We start from the raw sequence: 22,097 nt of genomic DNA, 5'->3' as shown, positions 1-22,097 counted from the left end.
TTAGTTGTCGGATCTAAAATCGAACCATAAAGTCATTGGAATCCCTTCGTCGCCACTTTTTATTCTAATATTGGTTGGCTGACTTTCAGGTCCCTGTTGTTCTAGAGGTTTAAAAGCACGCATTCCCGGGATTTCATACATAAATGAAATGTTTCCTGCCGGGAATTTCGGTTGCGGGGATACTTGAGAAACCGCATGTTTTGGTAAATCAGGTGTGAATAATCTGAAAAAGAGTTTATCATTTTCACTAAAGAATTTATAATCACCATGATTGGTTTTAAGGTTTCCACCAATGAAATTCGCATGGTAACCTTTAAATTCGGGATATACCAGGTTTTCAAAACTTTCACCTGTAACAGTGGTGTTGTAATCTTTCTCCCAAAGTCCCATAGTGGTTCCTTTAATTCGGTTTTTCCAAACGTGGTAAGGACCATTACCCATCCATTTCATACTTTCAACACCTTCTTCAGGGAAGTCGAAACTAACGCCAAACTGATCGATGGCTCCTTCAAAAAATGCCCCGTCAAAACCACTGTTTCTACCTGCATTTTTAAGAAATATGAAATCTAATTTTAAACGTCCATCGTTAAACAATGTCCAGGTTGCAGTTTCAATTCCGCCGGCATATTTAAAAATACAAATAGCAGCGTCTTTAGTTTGATTTATAGACACGTCTTCAACTTCAGCTTTCATACCAATAGGTTTTGGTCCGTTTGTAAATGGTACATCACCTTTTTTATTTTTAATATTGATGATTTGCCCGGTTTTAGCATTGAGTTTCAGTGAAAGTTCTTTACTTGATAAAGTAATTTCGCTGTCTGTTTTTTCAGCTTTAGCTTCCTTTTTAATATCATATTTTACAATAAGCTTGTTGGCTAAATGGGATGCTTTATGTATAGGCCATGACCAGGTATAAATGTCTCGACCGTGTTTGTCTGTTGCTGTGATTTCTAACCAGTCACCATCAAAAAAGTTTGTTGGGACATTAAAATGAAGCGTTCTGGTTTCTCCTGGTGCTATGCTTTCAATGTTTATTGGTTTTGAAGCGATGACTTCAGCTTTGTCATTGGTGTATAAAATGTTGTTGTTTGCTTTTAAAACACGATATTCTAATTTGCAGGTGTTTAGGTTTGTGTAGATATAATCGTTAGTCACTAAGAAAGAACCGTCGAATTTTTGAGTAATCTGTTTTGGAGCAAACTGAATAGGAGCCCAAACTTCTTTAACGGTGAAGAAACTACCTTCTTTTTCGCGATGAGGCCCTAAAACGCCATCGGCAGCAAGGTTGCCTTTAGAGTCGAATTTTTGGTCTCCCGTCCAGTCGGTACGCAACACGGCTTCATCGAGCATCGCCCACATGAAACCACCAGCGAATAACGGACTTTGTTTATAGCGGATCCAGAAATCTTCAAGCCCAGCGCCAATACCGTTGTCGTAAGTACCGTGCATAAATTCGGTAGGGAAAAATACATTTTCGCCGTTATTAAAACGGTGCATGCCCGTTAAATAGGTCGGGTAGTGGTGCGTATCCCAACCATCGAAATCAGACCAAGGGTGAATAACGATACGTTTTTGAGGGTCGTATTCATGGAAAACATAATCAATCTCGGTGTTCCAACCCCCTTCGTTACCATGATCCCAGATAATTACCGATGGGTGATTAACATCACGCTGAATAGTTTCTTTTATAAGTTGCGTTCCGGTTTTAGTGTCGTAACCGTTTTGCCATCCGGCAACTTCGTTTAGCACAAACAAACCAAGCGAATCGCAAACTTCAAGGAAATGCGTATCTGGCGGATAATGCCCACGTACGGCATTCATATTCATGTCTTTAATCAGGTTAACATCTAAAATGCTAATGGCTTTATCGGTGCTTCGGCCAGATTCCGGCCAAATGGTATGGCGGTTAATGCCCTTCATGATTATCTTTTTGCCGTTAACGTAAATACCATCTTTTTTAAGAAATTCTAATGTTCTGAAACCGATTTTGGTTTTTGAAGTATGAAGAGTTTTTCCACTGACTTTCAACTCCAAAGTTAAGGTGTACATGTTAGGCGATTCCGGATCCCAGGTTTTTACATTATCCCACTTTGCTGAAATAGTTTGATGGTTGTTATCATTTTTCAGCGGAATTGAAATGGTTTTGAAAGATTCATCACTTCCAATCGGGCTTATTGACGCTTCAATTTTAGCGTTCTTCGGAAGATTAATAAGATCTAAATCCGCGTTAAGCGAACCATCCATTTTAGCATCAACAGCAACGTGTTCGATATACGAATTAGGCGAAACTTCTAACCAAACTGGTCTGTAAATACCGCCAAATAACCACCAGTCGGTTTTGCGTTCGGCGTTATTAACCGAATTATTGCTGGAGTGTTTAGACACATGAACTTCTAGCAAGTTGTCTGCACCATATTTTACCAGTGACGCGATATCGTATTTAAACTCATAAAACCCACCTTGGTGGATAGGCCCTGCTAATGTTCCGTTAATTTTAACTTCGGTATCGGTCATGGCGCCACCAAAAACAATGGTGATATTCTGATTTTTATAAGTTTCAGGAACGCTGAATTTGTATTTGTAAAAGCCTTCTTCTTTGCTGGGTTCGTCTTGTTCTAATTCTTTATACCAGCGGCCATAAGTGTACTCGCCAAAACCTTCCAGTTCCCAGTTTGAAGGCACATTTATGGTAGTCCAGATGTTACTATTATGCCCATCGGTACACATAAACTCCCATTTTATGGGGTGTTTAAAATCTGTTCCTGAAAGGTAGATTTTTTGGGTTTCCTGTGCGTGACCGTAGAAAGCGATTGCAAATAGAGCAAAAAGTTTGTGTAAGGTATTTATTCTCATTTTGTTTAGTGGCGTTGATATCTTGTTAGCGTTTTTAAATAAAACGCATCTTGTAAATGTACTTTATACATTTATGAGAACTATCCTGTGGTATCATGTTTAAAATGCAGGATTATTTTAGTTTTATTTAATTGCCGTCTGGTTTTTCAATCTCAAATCGGGTACTCATAGGCAAAGTCCAATTGCTAATCAGGTCAGGGGTTTTAGGGTTATACTCTGGAATATTTGGTCTTAGGAATTTTACCAAATCTAAGTTTAAATCTTTAATGCCCTGAACCACACATTTGGCAATTTCATTAGCGCCAAAACTATTAAAATGGGTATTGTCTTCCAGTTTTTCAGATTGCCCCGGAAAAGTATTGGCAGGATACTGCACAAAAGCATGTCTAGAAGGTTCATCCCCCCAGGCTTCATACATATCTGTTGTCATTTTGGTAATATCAATAAGAGGAACGTTCAAATCTTTAGCAACTTTTCGCATGGCAGCAGGGAAGTCGCCGTGAGTTTCTCTTAAAGTACCATCTGTGTTGAATGCTCTGCGCTGAGTTGGTGTAAACAAAATAGGAATGCCGCCTTTTTCACGGGCTTTGGTAATGTATTCTTTTAAATAGTTGGAATACGATTGCCATGGACCAATACCTTCTCCTTTTTGTTTTTCGTCGTTATGAGCAAATTCTATAAACAGATAATCGCCAGGTTTCATTAGAGACAAAATTTTGTCTAGTCGTTTAGCCGATTTAAAGGCGCTTAACGAGGACCCGGATTCGGCGTAGTTTGCTACTACTGCGTCGTTAGTTACATAGTTAGTAAAAAATTGGCCCCATGAAGCCCAAGGTTCTACATCCTGATCCGTTACTGTAGAATCACCTGCAAGGAAAATAGTCGTAATATTGGGGACAGAAGTAATGTTTAGACTTTGAATAGCTGGAGAACCTGAAAATTCCAAGGTTAATTTATTATCCCAGTTTAGTTGATTTTTATCACGGTCTTTAATGGCAATAGAAGAATTCTCGTCTATTTTAGGTGTTCTTACATTTACCATAAAGGAATAATGAATAGTGTCTTTTTTGTTGATTTTGGATTCTTTTAGCATTAATCGTCTAGATTCTGCTTTTACAGTAGTTTCAGAGCATTTTTTATCGCCTAAAACCAAATCGATTTTATAAAATCCTTCAGGTAGTTTTACCGAAAAGTAAACAGAACTTTTAGAAGTTAAAGCTTGTTTGGTAAATTTAATATTCTCGGCTGTGTCAAAATCAAAACCATAACCAGTCGTTTCAGCGTAAGCAATGGCTTCAGTTATGTTTATTATGTTTAAAGCTTTGCTATTTGTTCCGAAGTTAAAAGACTTATTGAGATTAGATTGTGCAGTAACATAAAGTGTTGTTACTAAAAACAGAAGGTTTAGTAAGTTGGTTTTGTGGTGGATCATGAAAATATATTTTTGACTAAAATATTAGTCTTACCGTAAAGATCCATCCTGTACTATTCTGATTTTGCATTTATCGTAGGTTTTATACTAATTAATGCGCCATCTTATTTTAATAATCATATAAAAATCTATGTAATAATATCGATTACAGGATACTACAGGATAGTGGTTTTAAGTGTATATACTACATTTATCAATATTAAATCAACTATAACCAAATAACTAAACTAATAAAAATGAAATTCAAACTAAATTATACAATAACTTTACTCTTTTTATCCGTTGTTTTAGGAGTTTTATCTTGTGGCTCGCAGGACTATCCAGATGTTAATAGTTATGATTCTTCTTTGGGGACATTACAATCCTTTGTTATTAGGCCAGGATTAAACATGGTTTTAATCGAAGGTGTAATCGATGACCCTAATATTTCAGAAGTTGTTATTTATTGGAATGATCAATCTGAATCTGTTACTGTTCCAGTCGTAAATGGAAGTATTTCGGTTCAAATCGATAATCTTCAGGAAAAACTTTATGTATTTGAAGCAATGACCTTAGATTCTAATGGTAAAAGTTCAGAGTTGATATCAGCAGGAACTGAAGTTTATGGCTCTACTTATGTGGAAAGTTTAGAAAATCGAATCATTTCTTCAAGTAATTTAGTAGATAGTGATTTGAATATTACTTTTGAAGTAGCAGAATTTTCAAAAGGAATTTTAGGTACTGAGTTAATATATGAAAATACTAATGGTGAAGATGTAGAGTTAACGATAAGCCCGAATAGTAATGTATTGAATATTTCTGATTTTACAAGTGGTTCAGCATTGAAGCATCGTTCATATTATGTTTATTCTCCTCTTAGTTTAGATACTATTTATACCGAATATACAACACACAAACCATTTGTTTTACCTGTTTTAGGTAATTCAGCAGTTCCGTTTATTGCAGAAGTAGTAAGTGGACGTTGGGGAACATTAGCAGAGCCATGGATTACCAACGATGCCGCTAAAAATCACGGTGGTCTAGGTGGCTGGGATGAATGGAATGGAAATATTTTTAATTTAGAATCTGGTTGGGGATCTCCTTATATTGAAAATGGAAAAATTTATCAGGTAGTAGAGGCGGAGCCAGCAAATTATAGGTTAACCGTTGAAATTCTTAGTACAAATCATAATACCAACGCAGACGGTGCTTATTTTGTAATAACAAAAGGAAATGTTGGATTGCCCAATGTGGCAGACGTAGAAACAGCACCTGAAGTTATAGGATACCAGAGAATTGGTGTGGCAGGAACGTACACTGTAGATTTTGTTTTAGATGAAACTTCAGAAATATGCATAGGAGAGGTGGCTACCATGAATGGAAATCTATTCTGTAATATAACCTCATGGTATTTAGGATTAGCTAATTAATGTCATTAATTGCAGTGAAATAATGTTTCTTTTATCAAAAAATAGAAGCTGACTGAATTTATTAAAATTACTAATCACTTTATTGAACTAAAATAATATTATTCTAAATGATTCTAATAATCCATCTTAGTCAATATATATACAGGATAGTGCAGGATGGATTAACAGAATTTTAACTTTTAATTTGATTAATAAATGTAGCTATTACATTTAACCTTTTTAAGGTTTATGCAATCGATAACCTTAAAAAACGACAACTAACTAAATTATTAACCAAAAACTAATTATCTATTTTCTAGAAGACATTCCTATTCCCTAAAATTCGGTTCAACCCCCGCAATTTTATTTTTTAACCACCTAAAATAAGTCAAACTATAATGAAGAAAATAATACGCTATTATTTGCTATTTTCACCACTTATCCTTTTTCTTACTAATTGTAGTAAAAAAGAAGTAGATGAGTATTATGCAAGACCTGATGATCTTGAACCTCCTATTTACCAGCAGCTTGAAGCTCAGGGTAATTTCCAGAATTTAATCAAACTTATCGAAATTGCAGGTTATAAAGATATACTTGGAAAAGCAGGTTACTGGACCATGATGGCTCCAAATGATGCCGCTTTTGAAGATTACTTTCAAGACCAGGGCATTTCAGATGTTTCAAGTATTGATTCGTTAACTGCTTCTAAAATTGTTAAGTATGCTTTAATTTATAATGCCTTTCGAACCGAACGTCTTTCAGATTATCAATCTAATATAGGCTGGGAAGAAGATTTGGCATTTAGACGTAGAACAGCATATTATGATGGTTTTCAGGAGAAAGTTGTAAATGGAACCCCTATGATTGTTGTAGGGTCTAATCGAAATAATGCTGCGGGGGGAGATCCTTATATTCCGGGAGATAATAATAATAAATACATCTCTTATTTTACTGAAGAATATATGAATGCAGCTTCACTTGGTAGCTACGATTATAATTTCTTCTTCCCGAATTCAACCTACACAGGATTTAATGTTTTAAGTGCAGAAACAGTTCAGGCTGATATCGTAGCAGAAAACGGTATTATTCATGAAGTAAGCAAGGTATCTTTACCGCCGTTAAATATCGATCAAAAATTAGAAGCAAGTCCTAATTATAGTTTGTTTAGGTCTTTATTAGAGAATAATTTAGTAAGTTATGTGTTCGACCAGGAAGCAACTACTACCTATCAAAACTTTACGCGTAATTCTGATGATGTTTATGTTAAGGTTTATGATCCGGCATTATCCTTTTCTCCAAATAACGAAAACTTCTTAAAAGTAACAGATAATGATGGGCAAAGCGATGCTTATACTTTAATTGTGCCGGAAAATGCGGTTTTACAAGAGTTTGTTGATGAGGTATTACTTAAAAATTATTCGTCTTTAGATAAATTACCAAAATACATTTTTGAAGATTTTATTAATGCTCACATGATTCAGGCTGCTGTTTGGCCTTCAAAAAAATCGGGATACAGTAATGCTTTAGAAGAAGATATTCGTATTGATATGGATGCCGACGTGATTGAAGCTAAGCTATTAAGTAATGGATTCTTTTACGGAACCAGTAAAATTCAGGAATCGAATCTGTTTTATAGTGTGTATACTTCTGCTTATCTAGATCCAGATTTTACATTGGCCACACGATTATTCAATGATGGTTCGGGTTATCGTGAGATAGCGAGTAATATATATAGTAACTATACGCTGTTCTTGCCATCGGATGAAGTGTTAATGAATCTAGGTTTCGATTATGATATTAACCGCTCAGAATGGGTATACGTGTCACCTGCAACAGGTAATGAAGTGCGAGGTAGTTTAGCACGTGCTCGAATTGCCAGATTATTATATAACGGTATTGTTCCTACACCAAATATGGAAATGAACGATTTGTCTGGTTCAGGAATTATTCGTTCTGGAGATTTCGATTTACCAGGAGAATACATTAAATGGGAGAATGGACAAGTGTTTGCGGCTGGTAATGAGGTGTTAGATAATAAAGTGAATATTTTAGGTTATGAAGATCAGCAAAATGGGCGTACCTATTATATCGATAATGTTTTGGAATTTAGTGAAGAATTTCAAGGAGTAGATTTAGCTGCATTGGCGGCTGAAACTGATTCTCAATATGCTTATTTCTTTGAATTTCTTAAAAGTTCAGGACTTTATGATGCAGCTGCAGGTTCAATTGAAGGCATAGAATTAGGAACGCCTTACACCTTTGTTATTCCTAGTAACACAGCTATTATGCAGGCTGTTATAGATGGTGTTTTACCAGGAGATACCACAACTGGAGCACCAAACTTTACACCAGCTAACGATACAGAAAAAGAAGGAATTGCTGCATTTGTGAAATACCATTTCCTTGCAACCCGTACAGCTTCAGATGATGGGTTAATCAACGGATTAACAGAAACCTTGTTTAAAACAGAGTTAGGAGAGAAAACCTATGTAAATATCGTTTCAGTACCAGGTGATTTAAGTTTTATTGATGCAGGTAATCGTATTGCAGATTATATTCCTTTAGAGAGTAATCATTTGGCAGACCGTACACTTATTCACTTAGTAGATAATTATCTTTTATACACGGAATAAAATGAAATATAATATAACCAACTTACTATATAGTTTTTCAATGGTATTGATTTTCTTTACTTCATTCCAATTGTCTGCTCAGGAACAGGTGGTACGAGGTCAGGTTATCGATGCCGGAACAAAAGAACCAATTTTAGGGGCAACTGTTATTGAACAGGATGTCGAGAATAGAACCGTAACGGGTGTTGTTACCGATTTTGATGGGAACTTCGCTATCCGTATAAAAAGCACGAGCAACAAATTAGTAATTTCAACTATTGGATATACTACACAAGCACTTGAAATTGGAGCTATAAGAGAATTTAATGTTCAATTAGTTGAAAAGGTAGAAGGCCTTGATGAAATTGTTATCACGGGTTCTAAAGGATCGGATGACGGACTTTTAAATATCGCCGACAGAAATTTAACCACCAGTGTGGTAACGGTAAAAGCAACCGATATACAAAACACGCAGGCAGCATCGATTGATGAAGCGCTTCAAGGGCGTGTTCCGGGTGTAGATATTACCGCAAATTCTGGTGATCCTGGTGCAGGGATGCAAATTAGAATCAGGGGGACATCTTCTATTACAGGATCTTCAGATCCCTTAATTGTGGTGGACGGGATGCCTTATGAAACATCTATTCCTGAAGATTTTAACTTCGGTACCGCCGATCAGCAGGGCTATGCAGCGCTTTTAAACGTAGCGCCAGCCGATATTGAAAGTATTACCATTTTAAAAGATGCCGCGGCAACTGCTATGTGGGGTGCGCGAGCAGCAGCAGGGGTTTTAATTATTAATACCAAACGTGGTTCAGTTGGAGCTCCAAAAATTGGTTACTCCTTTACTGGAACTGTTCAAAAAATGCCTAATACCATTCCAATGTTAAATGGTGATCAGTATTCCCAATTAATTCCTGAAGCTTATATGAATCGCACAGGAACACCACTTAATACATTGACAGTAAAAGAGTTTCAGTATGATCCGCAGGAAGTATATTATTACAAAAATTACGGAAACAATACCGATTGGGTAGATGCCATTTCACAAACTGGACTTACTGGAGAGCATAATATATCACTTCAAGGTGGAGGAGAAAGAGCTCGTTATTATTCTTCTGTTGGATATTATAACTCTAAAGGTGTAACGAAAGGAACTGCTTATGAGCGTATTAACGGACGTTTGAATTTAGATTATGTTGTGTCAGACCGTATCCGATTTAAAGCCGATATTTCTTATACGCATACCGATACTGATAGAAACTATGTTAATGGAACGAGTAACGGTGCTGACCGTATAAGAAGTGTAGCTTATGTGAAAATGCCTAATATGAGTATTTATGAATATGATGATTTGGGAGATATTACACCAAATTATTTTTCTCCAGCATCAAATATTCAAGGGCAATATTCGGGAACCTATAACCCGGTAGCTATGGCAGAATTTGCTACTAATAACCAGATTGGGGAACGTATTGTACCACACTTTAATTTAAAAGTTGATTTGGTTCCAGATCGTTTAATATCAACCTTTGATATTCAGTACGATTTTAACAGTACCAAAGCGAAATCGTTTTTACCACAAAATGCAACAGGTAGACCATTTACAGAAACAGTCGTAAATCGCGCTTCAGATGCTGATGTTGATGCCACTAGTATTACAACAAAAACAAATTTTATTTACACACCAAGTTTAGGCGAAAAACATAGTTTTCAATCTATTTTGTCATTACAGTCTAACGACTATCGGTATGAGTCACATCAAGCCTTGACGTCTAATACAGCGTCATCGCTATTAACCGATCCTTCGGTGCCTTCAAGAACGCAAAATTCAGATTTACAATTATATACGAATAATAGTCAGTCGAGAAACGTAGCGGCTTTAATTAATGCACAATATGGTTACGACGATCGTTATTTAATTAATGTTGGTCTTCGTGCCGATGGTAACTCTAAATTTGGTCCGGATAACCGATATGCTCTTTTTCCATCGGTATCTACACGTTGGAGAGTGTCTGCCGAGAAGTTTATGGAAAGTTTGGATTGGGTAGACGATTTTAGTGTGCGTGCCAGTTTAGGACAATCTGGTCGTGCACCACGTTACGACTACCGTTACTTCAATATTTATAGCAATTATGATGCACAATATTTAGGATTAAATGGTATTTACCCATCTAATATTCAGTTAAACAATTTGCGTTGGGAAACACTTACAGGTAAAAACTTAGGGTTTAATATTCAATTGTTCGATAAGCGTGTCATGATGGATATCGATTTGTATAAAAACAGAACTAAAGATCTTTTGTTTACAAACATTGATATCACAACTATTTCTGGGTACTCAAGTTTATCAGATCAAAACGTAGGGATTTTAGATAATCAGGGATGGGAAATTGGTTTATATACAACACCATTTAAAAATGATAAATGGACGATAGACTTCAATTTTAACATATCGAGAAACCAGAATATTATTCGTGAAATTTCAGAATTCTATCCAAACGAAAGCGGAAACATAGATCGTAATGGTGAATACAAGCGTTTCTTACAGGTTGATAACCCATTTGGTTCATTCTATGGATATAGATTTAAAGGTGTTTACCCTGATTTAGAATCTACAAAAGCCTTAGATGCAAACGGTAATGTAATTGTTGGACCAAATGGTCAGGAGGTTTATATGCGCTTTAATTATCCTAATATCGATTACACCTTCCAGCCAGGAGATGCCATTTATGAGGATATTAATAAAGACGGAAACATTGATAGTAGAGATATTGTGTATTTAGGAAACAGTAACCCTAAGTTCACAGGAGGTTTTGGACCGTCATTCTCATATAACAAGCAATTTAAATTACAGTTGTTCTTTACTTACCGTTTAGATTACGATATCATCAACGGTACCGATATGATAACCACGAATATGTATGGTTTCGATAACCAAAGTACAGCGGTGTTGTCACGTTGGAGAAATCCTGGTGATGTTACCGATATGCCTCGTGCAGTTTATAGGGGAGGCTATAACTGGTTAGGATCTAGCCGTTATGTTGAGGATGCCTCATTTTTAAGATTCCGTTCGGCTACATTCAGTTATAATTTTGGAAAGAACTTTTTAAAAGCTTTAAAATTAGATGACTTGAATCTGTATTTCACAGCAGATAATATCATGACGTTTACGACGTACCGTGGTCAGGATCCAGAAGTGAATATGCGAGGCGGCGATCCTTTTGGAATTGCCATCGATAATTCACGTACTCCACCAACAAGACGTTTCACTTTAGGACTAAGAACCAGATTTTAAAAACTAATTCAACATGAGAAAACATATAATATATAACCTAGTATTACTTGTAGCATTACTGACTCAGTCGTGCGACAGTTATCTGGATTTAAGACCGGAAAACGGAACGACTCGTGAAGAATTCTGGCAAACAAAAGAAGATGTTCAGGCCGCCGTTATAGGTATTTATTCAGGATTATTAAACACACCTGGATCAGGAACCACAATTGCAGAATACAGTTTTATGTATGGTGAGCTTCGAGGAGGTATGGTAGGTCCAGGCGCCTATTCAAGTGATGATCAACGTGATATTGTAACTTCTAATATTTTATCATCAAATAGCGTATCTTCATGGGCCGCATTTTATACGGTAATTAACTATTGTAACACGGTTATTGATTTAGCACCGGATGTATTGGCTTTAGACCCAACGTTTACACAAACACAATTAAATCAGTATCTATCTGAAGCTTTAGCCATCAGAGCCTATTTGTATTTTACTTTGGCAAGAACCTTTAGAGATGTGCCTTTAAAACTGGAAGCTACCTTATCAGATGACGATAATTTTCAGATACCAACATCAACTCAGGAAGTTGTTTTTGCTCAGGTGGTTACCGATTTAACAACCGCTTTAAATGCAGCAGTAGAAGATTATGGCGATAATGCCTCTAACAAAGGTCGTGTAACTAAAGACGCTATTAATGCGATGTTGGCCGATGTGTACTTATGGCAGGAAGATTATGTAAACGCTTTAGCAGCTACAAATCGAGTAATAGATGAAGGCTTGGGTTACGAATTAATTCCTGGAAGTACATCGTGGTTTACAACGGTGTTTGCTAGAGGAAATTCTACAGAAAGTATTTTCGAATTTCAATACACGCCTGAAAACAGAGGGCCTTTCAATGAGATATTTTTAAACCGTCCCGAGTATTTAGCTGAAGCTAGTGTTTTAGAAGACGTTTTTGGTTTAGATTTTGAAGATCCAGAAAATAAAGATGTTCGTGGTGAGCGAGCTTCGTTAGTACCAGGAACCAATGAGATTTATAAGTTTACAGGTTTAAATCAGGATCAACGTAAATCTAATCAAGAGTCCGACACACACTGGTTTGTTTATCGTTATGCCGATGTTTTATTAATGAAAGCAGAAGCCCTTAATGAACTTGATAGAGGAGAAGAAGCCTTAGAGATTGTTAATGAAATTCGCGAATCGCGTTTAGCCATCGATTTAACCAAGGAACAGGTTACAGGAGATGATAAGAATGGTGTACGCATGTATATATTAGCTGAACGTGCCAGAGAATTCGCTTTCGAAGGCAAGCGTTGGTTTGATGTACTTCGTAATGCCAGAAAAGATAACTATGCCAATATCGATATTATTATTGGTATTGCTATTGAAACAGCTCCTGCAAATCAACAACAAAGTATTGTAGCTAAGCTTAAGGATCCGAACAGCCATTATTTACCAATTAATCAATATGAGCTGTATACTAATAAAGCCCTAGTGCAAAATCCGTTTTACAAATAAAAAATTGTGTCATGAAAAATATATTCAAATTACCCAGTGTGTTAAGATTTGTGTGTGTGACCCTTTTTGCGGCGGTAGTTTTATTTAACTGCTCGGAAGAAAAGTTTAAAGAGTCCACTGATGAGACCTTGAATATCACAGAATTTTTAAGAGCCAATACCGAGGATTATTCACTATTCCTTGAAATTTTAGATATCACAGATTATGCTTCTTTTATGAATACGTATGGAACATATACTTTATTTCTGCCAACAAATGAAGCTGTAGAGGCTTACATGGCCGATTTAGGTGTGAGTTCTTTAGCAAGTATTCCTTTAAAAGATTTACAGGAATTAGCCAAATTGCATATTCTGGAACAAAAAATAGAAACCACCACCTTTACAGATGGTAAGATAGCGACGCCAAGTATGCAGGGGCAGTTTTTAATTACAGGAGCTGTAAATAGCGCCGATGGATCAAGTATTACCGTTAATAAATCGGCTAAAATATCGACGTCTAATATAGAGGTTGGAAATGGTATCATCCATGAGATTGATAAGGTGCTTCTTGTAGCAACAAAAACAGTTGCAGAAACCATAGAAAGTGACCCTTCGTTATCACTATTCACTGAAGCTCTTAAAGCTACAGGTTGGTTCGAAGAGTTAGATCGTCCAATTACTTATGTAGATAGTGTGCCTTCTTACTTAAGTGTTATTGCACAAACGAATGCGGTTTTCGAAGAGGCTGGTTTTAATAATTTAGATGATTTAAAAGCACGTTATAGCCATTTGGATGATCCTATGAATCCTGAGGATAGTTTAAACTTATTTGTGGCTTATAGAATCTCTCCAGGTTTAAATTATTTGGCCGATTTAGCCGTTACACCGGCATTATTAACAAAAGCTCCTTTAGAGGTTATAAGTATAAAGTTGGCTGCAGATAGTTTATTGATAAATGAAGAAACTTTTAATGGTATTCTAGAAAAAGGTGTGCAAATAGATAGAGATCCTAGTGATGAAACTGCAACAAATGGTGTTGTACATCAGGTAAAAGCAAATTATTTTATAAAGAAACGTTTACCTGCACCAGTATACTTTGATTTGGCTGATCAGCCTGAATTCAGACAATTAAGTTCTGTGTTTAGAGTGCCTGGTATGTCTGCTTCACTTTCAAATGCCGAATTAGCAGATGTAACCTGGGAAGGATCGCCTAGTGTTACATACGTGTGTAATAGTTTAGGAAGTTCAAGCAGGCCGGGATGGCACGGCGATTTTCTTGATATTTTACGTCTACGTGATGGTTATATCAATAACATTGAATTTACAACGCCTGTCATTATTAAAGGGCAGTATAAAGTTTGGGTATCCTGGCGTCAAAATAGTAGAGCTCCTAATGCCGTTCGTACTTATTTTAACGATACACAGTTAGCCAGAACTTTTAATATGCAGGAATATGGAGATAGTGGTACACCAGAGCGTGTATTAGAATCGCAAGGGTACAAGCGCCATATTTCACCATTCACGTCAAGATATAACTGTAGACTGGTAGGTGTGATAAATGTTGAAACGACAGGTAGACATAAAATTATGTTTCAGTCTTTAGCATACGCTGGAGGGAATAGCTGGCTAGATGTTGTGGAATTCAGACCGGTAGATATGGATCAGTTATATCCAAAGTTTGAAGCAGGAGGCGATGGATTAATCTACGAATAAAAAGAAAACTATTAACTAAACTAATCCAATAAGGATGAAGATCATTATAAATAAATATTCAAAAGCTATATTAGCAAGTTTATCGCTTTTAGCCGTAGTGTCATGTTCCGATCCATGGGACGACCATGCTAAAAGTTCAGACGATAACTTAAAACAGAATTTAGGAGAACGCCTGACGAGTATTTCTGAAACTTCAGAATTTGGTAAGCTGTTAACCGAAACGGGCTACGATAGAGTTTTAACAGGTACTAAAACTTATACAGTCTGGGCACCAACCAACGCTGCTATGGCAGCAGTGCCAGCCAGTGAATTAGCGAACTTAGAAAGTAAAAAACTATTTGTTAGTAATCACATTGCGCTTACATCTGTAGGTTCTGTGTCTACTCAGGACACGGTAACAGTACAGATGATGTCTAATAAATATCTTGAATTTATTGGCGGAGAGGTAATGGATGGGGCACCGGTGGTTACGCCTGATCAGTATACCTCTAACGGACTTTACCATATTGTAAGTGATGCTTTGGTGCCAAGATCAAACATTTGGGAATACATAAAAAGTATGAATGGTAGCAACGCCATGAGTACGTATTTGGTTTCTCTTAATGAGTTTAATATTTACCCGTCAGATAGTACGGCAAAAGCTACAGCTGAAGCAATATCACCAGCTATTATATATTCAGATTCACTAACAAATTCTTATTTAAGGAATGTCTATAATCTGAATAATGAAAAGAATAAATACACCTTCTTTTTATTGGAAGATGATGCCTATAATGCTGAAGTTACAAAGTTAGAGCCTTATTTAACCAAAAGTAACGCCGATTCTACAACAACTTATGCAAGTTATTTTAACGTTAGAGATTTTGCGTTTCATAAATCAGTATCACAGGAAAATCTTCCAGATACATTGGTCTCTCGGTTTGGAGTAAAAGTACCGATTGATAAAGACAATATCATTGAACAGGTTAACTTAAGTAACGGTGTGTTATACGTTATGAGTTCGATGGATGTACCTCTTGAAACGCGATTGTTAACCACACAAATTGAAGGCGAACGTCCTGTAGGATTTAGTCAGGGCGATAAGCGAGGTAATACATTTTACAGAGAAAAAGAAGACTTAGATGGAGTAGCTTTCGAAGATATTATGGTGCAAAATCACGGTGTACCATTATTCACGATCTATTATAGGGCACCCGATTTGTACAGTACAACCTATAAAGTGTATTGGAGAGCGATAAACGATATTCAGTCTAATACGTTTCAGCAACGTGTACGTATTGGAGGTGGATTTAATGAATTGGGAGAATTTGTAGACGAAATAGCAACGCTTAATTATACCGATGTGGCTCCTAATGTTTATGATGAAGTTTATGTAGGTGAATTTTATATCGATCAGTTAGGCAGTATAAACAATGAATTGATTTCACTGATTGCTGCCAACTCGGCTTCTAATGGGGTAAACACACTAACCTTAGATTATATAAAACTAGTACCAGTTATTAAATAATGTCTTTTAAACCAACTATTATGCTCAAAATATTTAAACTAACCGGTCTACTTTGTGTACTTCTATTGGGTGGGACTATGGGTCATGTATATGCGCAGGATGCAGAATCTAATGCGGCCAGTGCCCAGACCAGCAAAGGTATCGAAATAAAAGGCCTTATTAAAAACGCAAAAACAGGGGAAGGAATTCCAGGTATCAATATTGCTGTAAAGGATTTTTCAGCGGCTATTTCTGATGATCAAGGGAACTTCTCTATTAATGTACCGCATTTAAACGCTTTATTATTGTTAAGTGGCGAAGGGTATCAAACCAAAGTAGTGCCTTTAAACAACCGAGAAAGTGGTGTGGAAATTAATCTTTTCGAAGAAAATTATTCTCAGTTTTATCAAACAGCAAATATCCCTAAAGGTAAAAACGTACAGTTTGAAAATACTCAGGCTGCAAATGTTTTAGACTTTGAAAAGGACCAGTGGGGTAACCCGGTAAACCAGTCTGTTGGTAACTTTTTACAAGGAAGAATAGCAGGTCTTAACAGTGTAGGTAAATCTGGTGTTCCTGGAGCGGGTGCTTATTTAACCCTTAGAGGTTTTAATTCGCTGTATGCCACCAATCAACCCTTAATTGTTGTTGATGGCATGGTATACGACGATGAAGATTACGGTTCAGGAATCCTTCAATATAACAGTTCGTCGCCTTTAGCAATGATTGATGTTAAGGATATCGAGGATATCACGGTCTTAAAAGACGGATCATCAATTTATGGGGTAAAAGGTGCTAATGGGGTAATTATCATTACAACCACACGTCCAACTGAGGTAACCACAAAAATCGATTTTACCATGTACAGTGGGATGAACGAAGATCCTAAGCAAATGCCAGTAATGCGTCCTTGGGAATTCAGACCGTATTTATCACAACTTATGGCATCTCGTGGTGATAGCCAAGGGCAAATAGCCAGTATGCCATGGATGAATGATAATCCGCAAAGCGGAAATTATTATGCCTATCATAATAATACCAACTGGCAGGATCAGGTGTTTAAAAGCAGTACTAACCAGAACTACTTTTTAAAGATTCGCGGTGGGGATGATATTGCTAAGTATGGTATCTCGATAGGGTTTCTTAACAACGAAGGTGTTTTAGGAGAATCTGATTTAAAACGTTACAGTACACGATTAAATGCCGCCTTACGTTTAACCGATAAATTGTCGGTAGATGCGAACCTGTCGTTCATCTTTAATGAAGAAAACCAATACGATCAGGGACCAGCTTATAAAACCAGTCCTTTACACTTAGCGCTTACCAAGTCGCCATTTACAGCAACTAATGTATTCGATGCTCAGGGAGATGAGTCTCCTAACTTATCAGATGTGGATATGTTTAATATTGGTAACCCTTTATCGATTATTGAAAATGGTATCGGTATCAATAAAAACTACCGTTTCTTCGGTAATTTAAACTTCGATTATGTAATAAGTAACAACCTGAAAGCGAATTTAATTATCGGGTTAAATTACAACAAAGAGCGTGAGCGTTTCTTTATTCCAGATTTTGGTGTGGCCGATATTACTTTGCCTACAGCCATCGCAGGAAACCGCAGTGGTAGTGAGGTACAGCGTTACTATTCATTATTTACCGACGCGTATTTATCGTACAACAAAAGCATCGATTTTAAACATAATTTCGATGTGCGTTTAGGTTCGCGTACCCAGTCTAATGAGTCTGAAAGCGACTTAGGGTTAGGTTATAACTCGGCAACCGATGACTTTACAACGGTAGGTTCAGGTAGTAACCTGTTACGTTATGTTGGTGGGCAGTTAGGCGACTGGAAATGGGTAAACAACTATCTAAGCTTCAACTATAACTACGTAAATAAATACTTTTTCACCTTAAACACAGCTTATGATGGCTCAAGCCGTTTTGGGGAAACCGTGCATTTTGCACCAATGGGATCGGCATCGGCAGCCTGGTTAATTTCTTCAGAAGGCTTCTTGAAAGATTCTAAACTTATCAATCTTTTAAAATTAAGAGCTTCAGCAGGTGTTAGTGGAAATGATGACATAGGAAACTATACCGCTCAACAACTGTATGTATCTCAAAATTTATTAGGGATGCAAGGTTTAGTAAGAGGCAATATTGGTAATCCGGATTTAAAACACGAAACGGTAACCAAGTATGATTTAGGATTGGATGTGGCTTTATTTAACGAACGATTAAACGCAACATTCGATGTGTATTCAAATAAAACCACCGATATGATTACCTATGAAACCACAAACACCACTTCTGGTTTCGATTATATGGTAAGCAACAGTGGAAGCATGCGTACGCAAGGGTTTGATTTAGGTTTAAACAGCCGATTAATCAATTCACCAAACGTACAGTTTGATTTAGGGGTGAATGTAGGCGCTTATGAAAACAAAGTTTTAAACATTCCTAACGAGCGTATCATTACAAACTTTGGAGGTGCAACTTATATCACTCATGAAGGATTGGATGCTAATTTATTTTACGGGTATCAGGCTAACGGAGTCTATAGCACAACAGCAGAAGCTAACGCTGCTGGATTATCACGTCGTTTAGACAACGGAACTTTAGTGCCTTTTGGAGGTGGAGATGTGATTTTTGAAGATTTAAATGGTGATAAAATTATTGACGAAAAAGACCGTAAGATTATTGGAAATCCAAACCCGGATTTAACAGGTAGTGTTAATGCCAATTTAACTTTTAAAAGATTTACCATATCTGGTTTATTTAACTTCTCTGTAGGTAATGATTTATACAATGGAGTTCGTCGTAGCTTAGAATCTATGAGTGGTTACGATAACCAGAGTATTGCGGTGAATAACCGTTGGGTAGCTGAAGGTCAGGTTACTAATATTCCAAAGGCAACCTGGGGAGACCCAATGGGTAATGCTTCATTCTCAAGCCGATGGATTGAAGATGGTTCTTATTTAAGATTAAAAACCCTAATGGTGTCTTATGATGTAGAGCTAGACTCAAACTTTGTGAGGTATTTAAAATTATATGCCAGTGGAAACAACTTGTTTACCATTACCGATTATTTAGGATTCGATCCAGAGTTTAGTGCTACGTCTTCAATTTTCGGACAAGGAGCAGATATAGGGCTTATTCCACAATTTACGACTGTTCAACTAGGATTACGCTTAGGATTGTAATGAAATTAATTTTAGAGAAAAACATGAAGACAATGATAAATATAACTAGAAACAGAGTCGCAATAGGAGCTTTAGCGGCGCTTATAAGCTTCACCTCTTGTCAAGATTATCTAGATGTAGAACCTAAAGATAAATTAAACAGCGATCAAGTGTATCGTGACGTTTTTGATGCCGATGCTGCAGTAGTTGGGATTTACGGTAAATTTATGGGACTGGCTAAAAAGCATATTATTCTTAATGAGCTTAGAGCCGATTTAATGAGCCCGACAGATAATGCCGATATGTATCTGCAACAAATAAGTGAGCATGCGGTAACAGCCGATAATCCGTATGCAAATCCTAAAGATTTTTATGAAGTTATTAATAACTGTAATGACGCCCTTAAAAACTTTAAGATCATGGCCGATGAAAACAAAATGGATCAAGGTGAGTTTAACGAACGTTATTCAGATATTGGAACACTTCGTAGCTGGTTATACCTTCAGTTAGGGCTGCATTATGGTGAAGTGCCTTATATTACCGAACCGATATCTAGTATAGATGATGTTCAGAATGAAAATCTGTATCCCAGATTATCGCTTACAGAACTTATTAATGAGTTAGTAGATTTTACCGAAGGCTTACCATACACCAGCCCTTACAGTGCTAATAGTACTTTAGTGATTGATGTAGACGGTTATAACACTGCTAAATTCTTTATCAATAAAGAATGTTTATTAGGTGATTTACAACTTTGGGCTAATAATTATACGGCTGCGGCTTCACATTATAAAACAGTAATGGAAACAGCTAGCACTAGCGGAAGTGATTCAGAGAGATATGATGTTTATCGTGTTAAATGGGCTGAAATTGCAAGTAACCAAGATTTAGCTGTAGGATATATTAGATATTCAGAACAGGATGCCAGATCATTGGTAAATAGTAATAGCTTAGGATGGCGCTCTATGTTCGCCAGAGAAAAAGATGCTTTGTGGAATACAGAGTGGATCTGGTCTTTACCGTTTGATAGTAATTTTGCGCCAGAAAATCCGTTTATAGATTTATTCTCTAATCAAGGTGGAGAGTATCTTGTAAAACCTTCTCAAAGTGCAATGCAAAAATGGGAAGATCAAGTTCAAAGAAATGGATTTACATATGATGCCCGTGGTCCAAAGTTTTCATACAATATGATTAATGGACAACCGGTAATTATGAAATATCTATTTAAATACATTGATACAGATTCACAATTACCATTCGATGTGTTTCAAACAGGAGGAGACTGGTTTTTATACCGTGCAGCAACATTACATTTAAGATATGCCGAAGCAGCTAACCGTGATAACCAACACAAAATAGCCGATGCACTTCTTAATTTTGGTATACAAAATGCTTATACCGTTGCAGGGGTGACCGATGTTACAGATATTGAACAAACGCATCAGCCATTTCCTTACGATTTTGATGCTAGACAAGGAGATTTTCCATTTTTCAGAGGAAACTGGTATCGTAATACAGGATTACGTGGAAGAGCCTATGTTGAACGTGCCCAAGTTATGGGAGATAGTTTAACATCAATTGAAAATAATTTAATAAAAGAAAGTGCTTTAGAACTGGCTTACGAAGGAAACCGTTGGGGGGATTTAGTACGTGTAGCTTTACGTCGTAACGATCCTGCGTTTTTAGCAGACAAAGTTTACGATAAGTTATATAAAGATGGTAACCCAAAAGCTGCCGAAGTTAGAAGTAAACTTATGAGTACCGATAATTGGTATTTACCATTTGTTTGGAAGGAAGACGAATAGAATTTTAATTGTTTTATTAATATTTGAGTTTAAACTCTAAGGCTTTTTAGTCTTAGAGTTTTTTTATAAATATTATTTAAACGTATTAATTAAAGTTTTTTCAAAAGCAGACCATTTCTCATACCCATCTTCGTTTAGGTGTACCCCGTCAGTAGTCAATTCTTTAATTAAATCACCATTGCTATCAACAAATTCAGAATATAAATCGATAACCTTGTAAACGCCTTTACTTTCAAAAGCCTTTATAAAGTTGTTAGTCGTGATAATATCATCTTTTAAAAATGAGCGTCGTGTAGGTAAAATGGTTCGAACATAAATAATTGTTTCGGATGATTTTCTACGGATTTCTTTAGAAATTTTTAGAATATTTTTTGCTATGTATTTGGTTGAGGGTACCATTTTTATGTATTTGAATCTTTTATCGGTATCTTCATAATGAAGACTGAATAAATCGTTTATGCCAATAAGAATAAAAACAGTTTTAGGTTTATAGTAAGTGATTTCATCTAAACGCTTTAAAACGCCATCGGTAACATCGCCGGCGATACCACGATTATTGATACCAACGCTATTAAATTTCTCATTCCAATCTCTACCTTGTTCAGTAATGCTATTTCCTAAAAAAACAATGTTGCCAAATTTCAGAGGATTGCTTTTAAAATGCTTTATGCGTTGTTTATAGTGTTCTTGAGTCCAATTATTATGGTATTTTGAAGTAATTTCTCTATTCGGATATAGCTTATTTATATAATTAAAAGACTTATTGAGATTAGATTGTGCAGTAACATAAAGTGTTGTTACTAAAAACAGAAGGTTTAGTAAGTTGGTTTTGTGGTGAATCATTAAAAA

11 protein-coding genes are annotated in these 22,097 nt (G+C 36.4%); 8 read left to right on the top strand and 3 right to left on the bottom strand.

The window, feature by feature from the left end; all coding sequences use genetic code 11:
* Positions 1-2,853 (bottom strand): glycoside hydrolase family 2 TIM barrel-domain containing protein, encoded by a 2,853-nt coding sequence (locus NO995_RS03900; protein WP_258226355.1) that lies wholly within the window; start codon positions 2,851-2,853, stop codon positions 1-3.
* 127 nt (positions 2,854-2,980) lie between these two features.
* A complete protein-coding gene (locus NO995_RS03895; RefSeq protein ID WP_258226354.1) occupies positions 2,981-4,285 on the bottom strand; it encodes a rhamnogalacturonan acetylesterase in 1,305 nt (434 codons plus the stop codon).
* 236 nt (positions 4,286-4,521) lie between these two features.
* On the opposite strand from NO995_RS03895, the gene NO995_RS03890 reads away from it, so the two are divergent.
* The 8 genes from NO995_RS03890 to NO995_RS03855 all read left to right on the top strand — a co-directional run bounded on the left by NO995_RS03890 (position 4,522) and on the right by NO995_RS03855 (position 21,248).
* Entirely contained in the window at positions 4,522-5,694 is a 1,173-nt protein-coding gene (locus tag NO995_RS03890) for a DUF4998 domain-containing protein (protein ID WP_258226353.1), read from the top strand.
* Positions 5,695-6,071: 377 nt separating this feature from the next.
* Positions 6,072-8,306, top strand: a complete 2,235-nt coding sequence (locus NO995_RS03885) for a fasciclin domain-containing protein (RefSeq protein ID WP_258226352.1) — start codon at positions 6,072-6,074, stop codon at positions 8,304-8,306.
* Position 8,307: 1 nt separating this feature from the next.
* Complete coding sequence (locus tag NO995_RS03880) at positions 8,308-11,583, top strand: SusC/RagA family TonB-linked outer membrane protein (protein ID WP_258226351.1); 3,276 nt, start codon at positions 8,308-8,310, stop codon at positions 11,581-11,583.
* 13 nt (positions 11,584-11,596) lie between these two features.
* Positions 11,597-13,087: a RagB/SusD family nutrient uptake outer membrane protein gene (locus NO995_RS03875; RefSeq protein WP_258226350.1), complete on the top strand. Its 1,491-nt coding sequence runs from the start codon at positions 11,597-11,599 to the stop codon at positions 13,085-13,087.
* Between the two features lie 11 nt (positions 13,088-13,098).
* The gene (locus tag NO995_RS03870) at positions 13,099-14,778 is read left to right on the top strand and encodes a fasciclin domain-containing protein (RefSeq protein WP_258226349.1); all 1,680 of its coding nucleotides are present in this window, start codon (positions 13,099-13,101) and stop codon (positions 14,776-14,778) included.
* 34 nt (positions 14,779-14,812) lie between these two features.
* Positions 14,813-16,285, top strand: coding sequence for a fasciclin domain-containing protein (locus NO995_RS03865; RefSeq protein ID WP_258226348.1), 1,473 nt, complete (start codon positions 14,813-14,815; stop codon positions 16,283-16,285).
* A 20-nt stretch (positions 16,286-16,305) separates the two neighbouring features.
* On the top strand, positions 16,306-19,464 hold the full coding sequence (locus NO995_RS03860) for a SusC/RagA family TonB-linked outer membrane protein (RefSeq protein ID WP_258226347.1): 3,159 nt from the start codon (positions 16,306-16,308) through the stop codon (positions 19,462-19,464).
* A 32-nt stretch (positions 19,465-19,496) separates the two neighbouring features.
* Entirely contained in the window at positions 19,497-21,248 is a 1,752-nt protein-coding gene (locus NO995_RS03855; protein WP_258226346.1) for a RagB/SusD family nutrient uptake outer membrane protein, read from the top strand.
* A gap of 72 nt (positions 21,249-21,320) precedes the next feature.
* Here the strand turns inward: NO995_RS03855 and NO995_RS03850 are convergent, their stop codons facing one another.
* Entirely contained in the window at positions 21,321-22,091 is a 771-nt protein-coding gene (locus NO995_RS03850) for a GDSL-type esterase/lipase family protein (RefSeq protein WP_258226345.1), read from the bottom strand.
* Positions 22,092-22,097 lie beyond the last annotated feature (6 nt).

Origin of the sequence: Aestuariibaculum sp. M13 (assembly GCF_024723255.1) — a bacterium.
GTDB lineage: Bacteria > Bacteroidota > Bacteroidia > Flavobacteriales > Flavobacteriaceae > Aestuariibaculum > Aestuariibaculum lutulentum.
This window is presented reverse-complemented; position numbering and strand designations above follow the sequence as displayed.

Excerpts from the sequence above, each read along its gene's own strand:
- NO995_RS03900 (WP_258226355.1), bottom strand. The coding sequence starts at position 2,853 with ATGAGAATAAATACCTTACACAAACTTTTTGCTCTATTTGCAATCGCT.
- NO995_RS03895 (WP_258226354.1), bottom strand. The coding sequence starts at position 4,285 with ATGATCCACCACAAAACCAACTTACTAAACCTTCTGTTTTTAGTAACA.
- NO995_RS03890 (WP_258226353.1), top strand. The coding sequence starts at position 4,522 with ATGAAATTCAAACTAAATTATACAATAACTTTACTCTTTTTATCCGTT.
- NO995_RS03885 (WP_258226352.1), top strand. The coding sequence starts at position 6,072 with ATGAAGAAAATAATACGCTATTATTTGCTATTTTCACCACTTATCCTT.
- NO995_RS03880 (WP_258226351.1), top strand. The coding sequence starts at position 8,308 with ATGAAATATAATATAACCAACTTACTATATAGTTTTTCAATGGTATTG.
- NO995_RS03875 (WP_258226350.1), top strand. The coding sequence starts at position 11,597 with ATGAGAAAACATATAATATATAACCTAGTATTACTTGTAGCATTACTG.
- NO995_RS03870 (WP_258226349.1), top strand. The coding sequence starts at position 13,099 with ATGAAAAATATATTCAAATTACCCAGTGTGTTAAGATTTGTGTGTGTG.
- NO995_RS03865 (WP_258226348.1), top strand. The coding sequence starts at position 14,813 with ATGAAGATCATTATAAATAAATATTCAAAAGCTATATTAGCAAGTTTA.
- NO995_RS03860 (WP_258226347.1), top strand. The coding sequence starts at position 16,306 with ATGCTCAAAATATTTAAACTAACCGGTCTACTTTGTGTACTTCTATTG.
- NO995_RS03855 (WP_258226346.1), top strand. The coding sequence starts at position 19,497 with ATGATAAATATAACTAGAAACAGAGTCGCAATAGGAGCTTTAGCGGCG.
- NO995_RS03850 (WP_258226345.1), bottom strand. The coding sequence starts at position 22,091 with ATGATTCACCACAAAACCAACTTACTAAACCTTCTGTTTTTAGTAACA.